General features: G+C 48.1%; 15 protein-coding genes. All 15 read left to right on the top strand.

Annotated features, from left to right (window positions below; translation table 11 throughout):
- Positions 1 to 58: 58 nt before the first annotated feature.
- A complete protein-coding gene (locus ACI3E1_RS06080) occupies positions 59 to 706 on the top strand; it encodes a DUF4355 domain-containing protein (protein WP_405024772.1) in 648 nt (215 codons plus the stop codon).
- Positions 707 to 724: 18 nt separating this feature from the next.
- Entirely contained in the window at positions 725 to 1,798 is a 1,074-nt protein-coding gene (locus ACI3E1_RS06075; protein WP_405024771.1) for a major capsid protein, read from the top strand.
- Between the two features lie 16 nt (positions 1,799 to 1,814).
- Complete coding sequence (locus ACI3E1_RS06070; protein WP_405024770.1) at positions 1,815 to 2,162, top strand: phage head-tail connector protein; 348 nt, start codon at positions 1,815 to 1,817, stop codon at positions 2,160 to 2,162.
- A 6-nt stretch (positions 2,163 to 2,168) separates the two neighbouring features.
- The gene (locus ACI3E1_RS06065) at positions 2,169 to 2,495 is read left to right on the top strand and encodes a hypothetical protein (protein ID WP_405024769.1); all 327 of its coding nucleotides are present in this window, start codon (positions 2,169 to 2,171) and stop codon (positions 2,493 to 2,495) included.
- Positions 2,485 to 2,994: an HK97-gp10 family putative phage morphogenesis protein gene (locus ACI3E1_RS06060; protein ID WP_405024768.1), complete on the top strand. Its 510-nt coding sequence runs from the start codon at positions 2,485 to 2,487 to the stop codon at positions 2,992 to 2,994. The genes ACI3E1_RS06065 and ACI3E1_RS06060 overlap by 11 nt, the downstream gene beginning before the upstream one ends.
- A gap of 12 nt (positions 2,995 to 3,006) precedes the next feature.
- Positions 3,007 to 3,402: a DUF3168 domain-containing protein gene (locus ACI3E1_RS06055; protein WP_405024767.1), complete on the top strand. Its 396-nt coding sequence runs from the start codon at positions 3,007 to 3,009 to the stop codon at positions 3,400 to 3,402.
- 3 nt (positions 3,403 to 3,405) lie between these two features.
- A complete protein-coding gene (locus tag ACI3E1_RS06050; protein WP_405024766.1) occupies positions 3,406 to 4,116 on the top strand; it encodes a phage tail protein in 711 nt (236 codons plus the stop codon).
- 36 nt (positions 4,117 to 4,152) lie between these two features.
- Complete coding sequence (locus tag ACI3E1_RS06045) at positions 4,153 to 4,650, top strand: tail assembly chaperone (RefSeq protein WP_405024765.1); 498 nt, start codon at positions 4,153 to 4,155, stop codon at positions 4,648 to 4,650.
- Between the two features lie 26 nt (positions 4,651 to 4,676).
- Positions 4,677 to 4,934, top strand: coding sequence for a hypothetical protein (locus ACI3E1_RS06040; RefSeq protein ID WP_405024764.1), 258 nt, complete (start codon positions 4,677 to 4,679; stop codon positions 4,932 to 4,934).
- Positions 4,935 to 4,938: 4 nt separating this feature from the next.
- Positions 4,939 to 9,456, top strand: coding sequence for a tape measure protein (locus ACI3E1_RS06035; protein ID WP_405024763.1), 4,518 nt, complete (start codon positions 4,939 to 4,941; stop codon positions 9,454 to 9,456).
- 1 nt (position 9,457) lies between these two features.
- Entirely contained in the window at positions 9,458 to 10,357 is a 900-nt protein-coding gene (locus tag ACI3E1_RS06030; RefSeq protein WP_405024762.1) for a phage tail domain-containing protein, read from the top strand.
- Positions 10,357 to 11,562 carry a prophage endopeptidase tail family protein gene (locus ACI3E1_RS06025; RefSeq protein WP_405024761.1) on the top strand — a complete coding sequence of 402 codons (1,206 nt, stop codon included), beginning with the start codon at positions 10,357 to 10,359 and terminating at the stop codon, positions 11,560 to 11,562. The genes ACI3E1_RS06030 and ACI3E1_RS06025 overlap by 1 nt, the downstream gene beginning before the upstream one ends.
- The gene (locus ACI3E1_RS06020) at positions 11,534 to 11,860 is read left to right on the top strand and encodes a hypothetical protein (protein WP_405024760.1); all 327 of its coding nucleotides are present in this window, start codon (positions 11,534 to 11,536) and stop codon (positions 11,858 to 11,860) included. Before ACI3E1_RS06025 ends, ACI3E1_RS06020 begins: the two co-directional genes overlap by 29 nt.
- Positions 11,832 to 12,260, top strand: a complete 429-nt coding sequence (locus ACI3E1_RS06015; protein WP_405024759.1) for a hypothetical protein — start codon at positions 11,832 to 11,834, stop codon at positions 12,258 to 12,260. The genes ACI3E1_RS06020 and ACI3E1_RS06015 overlap by 29 nt, the downstream gene beginning before the upstream one ends.
- A gap of 28 nt (positions 12,261 to 12,288) precedes the next feature.
- The coding region (locus ACI3E1_RS06010) for a BppU family phage baseplate upper protein (protein WP_405024758.1) at positions 12,289 to 12,838 on the top strand (550 nt) is incomplete at its 3' end.

Here is a 12,838-nt window from a genome sequence, read left to right as displayed (position 1 = left end):
CGCCGACGGGCGCTAAACGGAATCTAGCCGACGGGCGTAAAACGGAGGAGGTTTTGTCATGAACGACGAAGCAGAAGAAAAGCAGGGACAGGTTACGGAAAACTCCGAACCAACATTTACCGACGAACAACAAGAACGTATCGACCAGTTAATCGCCCAGAAGGTCGCCAAAGAACGCAAGAGAAGCGAACTTAAAATGGCGGAGCAAGAGAAGCAGTTCAATGAGCGACTGGAAAGCGAGAAGAAAAAGATTGCCGAGCGTGCCAAGATGTCCGCCGAAGAACGAGCACAGGCAGAACAGGCTGACCGTGAGAAGGAATTGCAAGCTAAGAGCGCAGAGTATGACAAGAAGCTCAACGAGTTAACCACGAAGTCAATGCTCATTGACGAGGGAATTAGCCGTGACATGCTCCCGCTTGTCATGGGACGGAATGAGGACGAAACCTCACGCAATCTGGAACTGCTGAAAAAGTATGGACAGCAGATTAAGGAAAGCGTGACGGCTGAATTACTGAAAGGCAAGCAAGCCCCGGCGGCTTCGACACCACGTGCCCCGCAGATTGCGGTCAAAGATAACCCGTGGTCAGAGGACGCATGGAACTTGACGGAACAGCAACGCATTTGTACGGAAGACCCGGACAGAGCACGGGAATTGATTGCTCAAGTAGGGGCAATTAGCCGTTATCACGTTACGCCGGTTGAGTAATAAAGGAGAGATGTAGATATGACAGTAGATTACACGCAAGCAACGCACTTATCCGATATGCAAGTGCCAGTCAACTGGGCGCAGTACATTATCGAACGGTCAACAGCAAGTAACGCCTTTTTCAAAAGTGGTGTAGTTGCTGATAACACACCACAGCTTCACACGCTGGGGACGGGTGGATCAGTCGTTAATATCCCGGCATACAAGCCGTTAGATATTGCTGACCCGCAACTACCGGACGACACCACGGACTTACAGCTTCACAAAATTACGACTGACCTGTATCAGGCACGTAAGTTGGGCTTCGACCAGGCATGGAGCGCTACGGACTTAGCAACTGAATTATCTGGTTCAGACCCGTTGACAGCTATTGGTGAGTCACTGGCGGACTATTGGAGTTCAGTTTACGAGAAGGTCTTGGTCGCTACGTTGAACGGGGTATTTGCTTCTTCGAGCATGAAGGGTGTTAACCAGTTTGACGCAACGTCTGGCAAGGACGCCACATTCAGCCTGACAAACTTCAACGAAGCACGGTTCATGTTGGGCGACCACTACAAGGACTTAGCACTGGTTGTAATTCATTCAGATATTCTGAAAGCATTACAGAACGCTAACCTTGTTGACCCGAAGAGTGGTTCATCAAACACGTTCGTTATCAACGGTAACGCTAACGTGCCAACAGCAATCACCGCACCAGACGCTGGCGACAGTATCAAGGGTGTTCAGATTGTCGTAGATGACGCACTGGCAAAGGACAGTTCTGGTAAGTACACATCATACCTGTTCGCTAAGGGTGCAATTTCATACGCCGAGTTCCCGGTAGAACACGCCGTTGAAACGGGTCGTGACTCACTTGTTAACCATGGGGTGGACTTCCTTGTTAACCGGCGGCGGTTCGTTATGGCGCCACAGGGTGTGTCATGGAACGAAACAGCATTCGGAACGGACAAGAAGTTCCCGTCACTGACTGACCTTGCCAACGGTGCAAACTGGGTGAAGAAGTTCGACAACAAGCAAATCCCGGTCGTTAAGTTCGTAACGTCCGCAGACGCAGTTGCGGCAACGACGACTTCTACGGCTTCAAGCCATTAATTAGGAGGTGGACGCAATGGCAATGACGGATATTGAGCGAATTAAGACGCTGGTTGGCGTAGCCGTTGATGAACAGACGGAAGCCCGGCTACAAATCTATATCGACAACGCTAAAAAGGCCATTTGCGTCTTTATCGGTAAGGACGTGACCGACTTTCCGGATGAGTTGAGTTATATCGTGGACGCAATCACGCTGGCGAAATACAACAAGTTCCATAACGAGGGCATTAACAGTATCAGTGAAGCTGGACTGTCGATGACCTTTAATGCGAACGACCTGCAACCGTACTACAACGACCTGCAAGCATGGTTAGACCGTAATACAGGGTTAGGCAATAGCGGAATTGTGGTCGGTTGGGAGTGATGTGGTATGCGTTACGACCAAGACGTAATTTTGCTCAAGCGCCAGCCAAGCACGGAGGATGATACCGAAACGTTAGACCATGTTGACACGTACGTAGAAACCCGGGTCAAGGCGAACTTGCAACGGGCGAACGTAACGGTCGGAACGGGTGAAACGTATGAGGCAACCATTATTCGGGTGTTCGGCGAGTACGAAGCGGATAAGATTGCTTTTCCGCAGACGTATAAGCCCGGGGACGATAGCACGATGTATAACGTTCAGACGGTGCAACACCATTTCCGGCGCACTGATTTCTTCATTGCAGAAAGCGAAGTGGTATGGCATGTCGGATAACGAGTTACCAACAGTTAAGTTTGGAGTAAATCTGGACGCATTTAATCAAGTCAGGGCAGCGGCACAAGCGTTAGCGGACGCTGGTATGCCGGAAGCGTTGGCCGAGTTTGACCGTGAATTTCAGCAAGCGCAACGATTATCCCGTCAGTTCGTCCTCCAAGCTGGCGCCAAAGAGGTGGACGCTGCGCAGAAATTAGAAAGTTCATTGGTCGGGCATAGCAAGAGCAGATATGTACCTACCGGAACGTTGCAGGGGTCGATTAAGCCGGAGGTTAGCCCGGACGGGTTATCGGTATCAGTCGCACCACACGCAACAACCGCTCAAGTTAAGCAAGCCCGAGGAGGGAAAGCAGACGGCAAGGTAACACCGTACGGCCCGTTCGTTGAATTTGGGACGTACAAAATGGCACCTGAACCGTTCATGAAGCCCAGCGGTGAACGAGTAGCAAATGAACTGAAAGGCGATTTTGAGAACACGGTACGGCGAGCAATCGAATAGGAGGTGAACCGATTGTCACCAGAAACAGACCTGTTGCTGGCTGTTAAACGGCAACTGAAACAGATTGGTGTTCCGGTTTATGACTTCGGGGAACAAGTGCCAAACAAGTTCCCGCAGATTGTCGTAAACCTCATGAACGAAGAAGAGCAGAACGACTTACGGCAAATGGACTACATGAAGGTGTCACTCATGGTGGACGTTTATACCAAGCGTAATCTCATGGGACAAGCCTATGACGTAGCCCACAATGTTCGAGTTGCAATGCAGACAGTGGCAACCACGTATTGGCCGATAAGGTACGACACGTTTAGCGAGCGGACGATGACCGATACAACGCAGGGTGGCGACAAGCTCCTGCGGATCAATTATATTTTTGACTATTTTGTTTACGGAAAGAAAGGGGTATAGATTATGGCGATTGAATGGCAACACGACGCTGAATTAGACGTAGAAAGCGCAGATAAGATTGTTTACGGAATTAAATTCCCGTGGGACAAGCCAACCGACCTTATCCGCATGTTAGGGGTACAGGCGGCAACGTCAACCACAAACACCCGGACAGTAACGAATGTGAACACCAAGAAGGGTGTGCTTCACGCTTCCGGTTCCAAGTCTGAAACGTTTGTCGTTGATAGCTACTGGTTAATGGGTGACACGTTACAGGAAATGCTCAAGCGGGCCGTTGATGAGGACGTCGAAATCGGTATTTGGCGGATTGACCTTAACCAAGTTAAGTCCAGTGGTGGTAAGCGGTACTTCCGGGCAGATTTCGCCGAAGCAACGCCTAATGGTGTTCCTGAAACCGAAGCGGTTAACAACTTACTGCACTCTAACATCACGTACAACATTAACGGTTCTTCACAGCCGGGAATTCTGTGCGAGGACGAGTTAGACCCGAAGATTTTGGAAATGAGTATTAAGCTGTTCAACTTTGCTCACAACACAGACTTTGGGGGTAAGGAAGACCCGAAGCCGACTGTTTGGGAAACATGGCAACAGTCACACACTGTTGACCAGCCTTCAACTGTGGTAAAGCCGAATGTTGAAGGCAGTTCATCAACGAACAGCGAAACGGGAAAGGCAGAAACAACAACCGCCACTACCACAAACGGTGGTAAGTAGGCTTAATAACAATACAGATTAGGAGGAAATCTAGTTATGGAAACACTTAACATTAACAACAACGCATACACACCGAAGTTTAACTTTGCATTCTACAAGCAAGTTTCAAAAGAAAATGCCGCTGATAATCAGGACGGGTTCACAATGCTGGTTAATGACCTGTTAGCTGGTAGCGTGGACGCAATCGTGTCTGCGTACTACTACGGCATGGCATGGTACAAGCGTAACCAGCCGTCACAGGAAGCCATTGTGGACGCATTAAGCGATACGGTATTTGCGGACGAAGGCCGGACGCAGAAGGAATTTGACAACATCATTGAGGAGATGAAAGCGTCAAATTTCTTGAAAGCTCGTTTGAACCAGTTCGTCAAGGATATGGACGAGAACATGGACTTAATGCAGGAACGGGTGGACAAGGAAGCGGACGACAATCCGGACAAGGATACGGAAGAAGCCGTACTTCGGCGGATGACGGGTCAGCTCGACCACCTGAAACAACTTATCTCGACACCATCAGTTACGCCCGGCGTATAGGGTTAAGTGTTTCTGAACTGGACGAAATGTCGCCGGTTGAGTTTCGGGCGGCAGAGCGGGGGTATCAGTTACGACTGCTAGATGAGCAGGAGCAACGTCTGACCCCACAGATTGCCGTAGACGCTTCGTTACAAGGTTCTCTGACTGATTATGTCGAACGGACACACCAAAGTGTTGGTGAAGCCCGCAAGAAGATACTGGCGGAAGCCAAGAAGCAGAAGGAAAAGCCGAAACAAACCGTAGCGGCGTTAGCTTTACAGGAGATTCTCAAAGAAAGGGGGTAGAGCCATGGCAGTTGTCGAACAGCAATTCGTGTGGAAGTTCATTGACCAAGTTACGAACGGCGTAAACCGTGCCAAGCAGGCAATTATGGAAGCCCAAGAAGCCGTCAAAGGCAGTGGGACAGAGATTGCGGCACAAGGCGCACATTGGGCGGAATACAGTGCCAAAGCCACCAACGCAATGGACAAGGTGCAACATGACGCTGTAAGCCTCAAAACGGACGTGGAGAGCGCTATTAATGGTACAGATGACAAGGTTAAGAACGCTGGTAGTAGTTGGTCGAGTTTCAGCACAAAAGCCAAAGAAGCGATTGACAAGGTCGTCAACACCGCAAAGAACATGAAAGATGGCGTAATGAACTCTTTAAGCAGTGCTGAAAAGAACGTTGACCGCTTCGGGTCGGCAATTAACAAGCTCCCCCGTGAAAAGACCACCGAAATCAAGGCAAAAATTGAGGACGGTAATCTAGGCAAGTTCTCCCGTGAAGTCCGTGACGTGCCTAAGCGCAAGGTCACGGAAATCAAAGCGGAAACGAACCAAAGTGTCTTATCACGGATTATCAACTCGTTTAAGAAAATACCAAGCCATAAGACCGTAGATATAGAAGCCAAAGATCATGCTTCTGGTGTGTTAAGCCGAATTAGTGCCGGTGCAAGTGAAACCGGACACCGTTTCAGTGCATTAAAGGATATTATGCTGGGAACGTTTGTCGGCGGTGCAATTGCGGCTGGAATTGGGGCAATCGGTAGTAAATTGTCTGAATTGTGGCATGAATCAGACGAAGTCGCCAAGGAAAATCAGGTCATGACGCAAACGTGGAATACCCTAACGGGTAGTGCTGGGCAGGCAAACGCAATGGTTGACAGCATTCAGCATTTAGCTACGGCGACAGGGCAGTCCACCAGCCTAGTAAACGAACTAGAACAGAGCTTTTACCACCTGAATAGCAATAAGACACAAGCGGATAATTTAACGAAGTCCATGTTGAACATGGGTGACGCCGTTGGGTTGTCCGTTGAGCAATTAAAGGCTGTATCGCAGGATATGACGCACGCCATGGCAACGGGGAAGGTCACTGCTGGTGAATTAAACCAAATTGGGGGCTACTTCCCGATGATTGATGAAGCAATGGCGCATGCGTGCCATACTTCGGTTGCCGGAATGCGTCAAATGGCACGGCAAGGTAAAATTTCGGCTTCAACGTTGGAACAAGTGTTCAATGAATTAGGGCAGGATAAATACGGCAAGGCTGCTGAAAACATGATGAAAACCATGTGGGGAATGGAACGGGTTATCAAATCACGTTCCAAACAGCTTATATCGGACTTCCAAATGCCTTTCCTGAACGCTAAAAGTCCAGTGTTTGAAGCGGTATCGAAGTGGGTATCATCTAAGGATACTGACGCAGAATTTCAGAAGTTAGGAAAAACCGTGGCAAAGGGAATGCAAGTCGTTTCTAAGGCGTTCACGGGTTCAGGTGACGTTAAGACCATTCAGCACGAAATGGATAACGCCATTAACTCCATTACCAAAGGAGTTGCCGTCGCTTCACAATTTATTGCCAAGCATGCCACGACCATTAAGGCGGCGTTTAGTGCTATGGGTTCAGCCGTTAAGATCGCGTTTGAAGTGATTGGAACGGCTGTCGGAACGGTAATCAAGGTTCTTAGTTCCGTACTGGGAATTTTTGATAAAACTAGCAAGAGTGGCAAGGACTCCGCAAATGCCATGCAGACGGTTGCTAACGCCCTTAAAGCATTATCAAACAACCGGCAAGCAATCAAGCTGCTTGCTGACGCATTAATAGGACTGTTTGCCGCTAAGAAAGCGATGGGCTTTATTAGCATGGTAAATAATGCGCACGAAGCATTATTTAAGTTTGGTAATACTAAATTAGGTAGCCTAACAAGCTCAATCGCCAAGTTAGGTGGAAAAGGTATTAAGAGTGCCATCTCGAGTGTTGGAACGTTGGCGAAGAAGATTGGTAGTTTAAGTGCAGCTGGTATTAAGGGTGCTGTTAACGGATTAGGAAGATTAGCCAAGGGTGCGGCTAGTTTAGCTGGTTCGGCTGTTAAGGGTGCTATTGCTACCATTCGCACCTTAACAACCGCTACTACGAGTTTAAGTGTGTCAATGTTTGGGGTTGACGTCCCGATTGTTCTGATTGTCGGTGCATTAGCACTGTTAGGATTGGGAATTTATGAGGCCTACAAGCATTGCAAACCATTCCGTGACGCAGTGAATGCCATTGGTTCAGTGTTAGTAAAGTTAGTGAGTGCATGTGGACGCCTTGTAAAAGACGGCATTAATGTGTTAATTAAGTCGTTTACTAACATTGGTAAAACTGCTAAAAGTATTTGGAACGCTGTTCCGGACGCATTCAAGAGAGCTTATGGCACTATCCTTAAAGGCGATATCGACTTCATTAAGAGCTATGTAAAAGCATGGCAAGATTGGAGCAAAGGATTGCTTGAATTGTTACAAGGTCATTGGGGAAAAGCAGGACAATATTTCTCCAAAGCCTATAAGACGTTTTTTAAGGGTTTAACTAACTGGGTTAAATCTTCACAAAAAGCGTGGGGTCAGTGGGCTAAGGCGCTCCTGCAACTGATAACTAAACATTGGGGTTCCATTGGTAAGTTGTTCAGCAAAGGTTGGAAGGACTTGCAGAAACTCTTTAAGGACGGAAGCAAGATACTTCTGAAAGGTTGGCAAGCACTCACTAAGTCCATTCAAGATTTATGGTCGAAGTCATGGAATAAAGTGTCATCAATCACTGCGAAAGTCTGGAAGGATATTACTACCAAGGTAGCGAAAGGTGCTGAACAGGTGCGTAATTCCGTTTCGCAGGGAATTAATAAGATCAAGGTTGAGTGGAACAAGGACTGGAGTGTGATTAGTTCTACCACTGTGCATATTTGGAACGGCATTAAGGACAGAGTAAGCGAAGGCATGAACAATGTTCGGAGTAATGTTTCAAATAAAATGGCACAAGTTAAGGCAGACTGGAGTTCTGCGTGGAGCGCAGTTAGAGCGGTTGCTTCCCGAATTTGGGGCGCAATTAAGGCAGATATTGGCAGTGCAATTAGTAGTATTGCCAGTCATATTAGTAGCACACTGAACTCAATTTCCAGCGTCTGGTCGAGTGCATGGAACGGCATGAAATCAGCCTTTCAGAGTATCTGGAATGGCATTAAGAGTGCCGCCCAAGACGGAATGAATGGTGTAATTAACGTTATTAATGGCGCAATCGGTGGCATTAATAAGGTTTGGTCGTTCTTTACTGGCAAAGGTACTGGACTAGGCGAAATCGGACACGTTCACTTCGCAAAAGGTGGTATTGTCGGCGAACGCAAGGGTGCGTTATCTGTCATCAATGACGGCGCTGGCCCACACTGGAAAGAACTGGTGCGGACACCAAGTGGCGAATACTTTATGAGTAATCAACGGAACTGGACAGGACTGCTCCCGGTTGGTTCCCGGGTGTACAGCGGTGAAGAGACGCACGCTATTATGCAAATGGCCGGCGTAGAACACTATGCAACCGGCGGTATCGTTGGCATGCAAGCACAGCACTTTGACGGTGGTGGCTGGGTTCAGGAAGGTATCGACTGGGCTAAAGGCGCATGGAACAACGTTAAGGATTGGCTTGGCGATAAGCTAGACGCTCTGGATGATTTTCTAGATGACCCGATTAAGGCCTTGAAAGGAATTATCCAGAAGGCGGCAAATGCACTGCTGGGGCTTGTCCCGAGCCAGTACCGGGGCATTGGCAAGTGGGTCGTTGACAAATTACCTTCCGCAATGAAAGACTGGGCTGTTAGAATTCTGAAGCCGATTGAAGAAAAGTTATCGGAAGAAGAAGGTGGAAGTGGAAACTGGCGTGAGGTTATCCATCATGCCGAACACTTAATGCACGTTCATCTTTCAGAAAATCAGGTCAGTCGATTACTCCGGCAAATTCAAACGGAATCAGGCGGTAATCCGCATATCCGACAGCAAATTACCGATATTAACTCAATCGAAGGACACCCGGCGCAAGGGCTCTTGCAGTTCATTCCGTCCACGTTCAATGCGTGGGCAATGCCGGGACACCATAACATTATGAGCGGGCTAGATCAGATTATGGCTGCAATTAACTGTCTGAACCACGGTGGCGAAGGTGGTTGGGGCAACATTGGTAACGGTCACGGCTGGTGGACTGGTGGCGAAGTTTGGGGCAAACAGTTAGGCTGGGTTGGCGACAACACAGAAGGTCACGAGTACGTGATTAACCCGTATGCTCCAAGCGCCAAACCATTGTTAGAGAAAGCAGTCAACGAAACCATGCTGGCACAACCCGAACCGTCACAAGCACCGGTTCATGCGGATAGTGCAGACGGTGATAAGTTGGACGAAATTGTCGAGCTGTTAAAGATGTTGGTTGCTAAGGATATGACGATTAGTCTGGAAGACATCGCACAACGTCTGCGGAAACAAGACGCACACGTGCTACGTATGCAAACGAAACAGGGGGTGTTCTAGAATGCAAATTTTCTCAAAACGAACTGATAAGCCACATGCTTATAAGTTTGGGGAATACCAGAACCCTCTAGCTTATGACCCGGTAGAACTTGCTATCAGTGAGGACGGCAAGAACTGGGTATCGGCGTTTGATGTTGGCGATATGGACGGGATATACCTGTACGACTATGATTGGCAAACACCAGTCACCGCCGACACGTATAGCACGTTAGGGCAAAGGAACGGGCAAAATTTAACCGCAAGTCGTTATGATAGTCGGCAGATTACGCTTACGTTCCTCGCCCGGTGTCTGGACGAAGATGATGAGAAGCTGGCACTAAAGGCAATTACAAATTACCTTGTTAGCCGGACGCCATATTGGATTACGTTTGCAGACTGCGGTTATCGGATGTTTTTGGTGAAATATACTAGCATGACGGCAACGTATATCAGTGAGAAAAACCTTGAGATACAGGTGACGCTTACTAATCTTACTGGGGTTGGGCAGAGCGTAGTTAGTTCATTAAACATTGATAATGCCGTGGCATTCGGGTTGGGGTTACGTGAGAACGAGAATTACAGCTATCAGTTTAGCGGTAACTCATTCACGGTCTACAATCCGGGTGATCTGCCGGTTGACCCGATTGTGCAAAATGATTATTTTGTGCTGACAATTCATGCGGACGGGAAACCGTGTATCAAGAACAACGATACTGGCGACACGTTCGTCATGAACAACAACGTCAACAAAGGTCAGTCGTTGGTATTGAACGGGGTTAACCCGTACCTTGACGGAAACGGGTGCGGTAATCAGACGAATAACGGGGTCATTCGGTTACAACAAGGAGAAAACCACCTAAGCGTGTCGGGGTGTGACAACTTCTCCTGTTCGATTGACTTCTTTTTTAAGTATCTGAACTGATGTACCAGTACCCGACAATTACGGTGCAAACCCGGGACGGGGCGACACGTGAACGATTACCTATTCCGGATATGCAGGCTTCCTTTAAGGAAACATGGAACGTCAATGATACATGGCAGATCGAGTTTACGGTGATGGATAACGCTGGTTACCGGACGGCGATAGGGTTATTATCCGTTGAGAATATCATCAACTACGGCGGACAGCAGTTTTATATCAACAGCATTAACCGGGTAATTAACAATGGTACGAGTACGTATAGTGTGACGGCAACGCACCAGTATTTCACGGACAGCGCTAATTTACGGATTAATGGTTCGCCGAATAGTGGTAACTCAGCGGATAGCAACGGAACGCCAACCAGCTTTCAGGACGCCGTGAACAAGTTCTTGAACGGTAACGACCAGGGTATTAGTGCCGAGTTTCACGGTAATTTTCCGATTGCGACTATCGAAAGCCCAAGCGGGTCATTCCAGAGTTTCTTTTCATCACACGCTGGCGACTACAATGCGGTTGTGGTTCCGAACGGCAAGCACTGGGTGTTTTACACCACAGACGCTTTTCGGCAAGATAACGGACGCACAATGTTCTACGAACACGACAGCGAAGACGTCAAGCTAGGCATGGATAGTAGTTCGATTGTTAATCAGGCGCAGTGCTACGGTAAGGCGAACCAGAATGACAACAGCGACACGACCACGTATGCGGTCAACTTTTTGTGGAGTAATCAGGGGTCAATCGACCGTTGGGGGCTTCATCGGGGAGACGTTATCCAAGATGACCGGTTTACCGACCAGAACTCAATGCAGAGTTATGAAGATAGCCACCAGCAAATAGACCCAAGTGTAACGTTGACGTTGAATGCGTTTAGTGACGAGGGTTACCAGAAGGGCGAAGTCATCCACCTTGTTATTCCGAAATACGACTGGAAAACTACGGTGACGCTGAACCACATTGAGCGCAACCCGTTTAACGAGAAGGACGTGCCAACGCTGGCATTTGATAACACGGCAATCAGTGTGAACGATGTAAACGCCGCTTTACGGCAACAAATCAAAGGCATTCACGAACACGTGGGTTCATTGATTGGCGTTATAAGTAGTGGCGGAACGGATATTGAAAACCATATGGCGGATGTAAACGTCACATGGTCGGAAGGTGAGGTGGAAGATCTAAATGGCAAACTCAAGCAACTCTACGGATAGTTATGGTGTGGGATTTGGTTACGATAGTACGCTTGGTGAGGGTAAATGCTTCGGGTACACCGACAACGGCGTATTTCATGGAAAAATTACCCCGCTAGGAATTGTCTACGACCAGACAGACGCTGACCGTATTTGGTCGCTTATCAAGGATAAACTAATGCAGAGCCAGCCGGTTCTGCAACTTCCACTTTACGTGGTAAACGCCAGCGGAAAGCACTTTATGATTGACGTTGACAACTACGGCAATATCACGGCAAGGGGGACTGACAATGACGCAACTACCAACGGTCACAATTAACCTTTGGGACGGGTCGCCGGGGAGTTTAAATCCGACTAATCTGGGGAACTTCAAGGCTATTCAGAACTTTCTGACCCAACTGTCCGAGGTTGAAAGTTCATTCGTTCCAGTGATGAACTACACGTTTGATTTGACCGATATTGCGGTTGCTGACCGAGCGGCACGGTTGCAGTGGTTGAAGAACGCCCAGACCTTGTTGGATATGCTCCCGGAGCTTGTTAATGATAGCCGGTACACCGACTACGACTTCGAGTATGAAGTGCCAGTTATTCCGCAAGGACTAGAGCTGGATAAGGACGCTCTGAACAAGTTTTGGAAAGCGGTCGCTGATGATGTCGGCTTTGCGGTCAGAGAGTTACAGCACATGATTAATGATTTAGAAGCACCTGCTAATCAGTAGGTGCGTTTTTTAAAGGAGATGATAAGACGTGGATAACGCAGATATTACGGCTATCATGCCAGAAGAAAATATTTATCAAGTTGCTTATCCCAGCACGGTCAAGATTGTCAACGGTCAGCTGGTTTATATCATGCTGGATATTTCCAAGCCAGTTAATACGTTCCTTGACCTGCGTCAGTACTTCAACGGTGGACAGGGGGATCATGGTAGCGTTCTACCATTAATGTTCGCCCAAAACGGACGTCCACTGAACACGGCGGGTTACACCGTTAAAATGCGGGGAGCATATCCGGATGGTACAGCATTTGAACTAACTGCCGACCAGTCTGGATCCGGTAACGCAATCTTTAATTTTAGTTTCCTGCCAGGATTTTTCCAGACAGTTGGGCGGTATACGTTTCAGATTGAACTGGATAATGGGACAAATAAGCTCTCATCAAAGGCGTGTTTTTTTGATGTTGAACCGAACCTGTTATCGGTTGCTATGGACTTCGTGAATGGAGTATCGCCATTTGATAACGAGTACGAAAAATGGAAGGCTAAGGTTCAGCGGGAAGTAAACCAGTTAACGGAAGAAG

It is taken from the genome of Ligilactobacillus sp. LYQ139 (assembly GCF_045033025.1).
Taxonomy (GTDB): Bacteria; Bacillota; Bacilli; order Lactobacillales; family Lactobacillaceae; genus Ligilactobacillus.
Note: the sequence above shows the minus strand (reverse complement) of the source record. Positions and strands in the feature narration are given on the sequence as shown.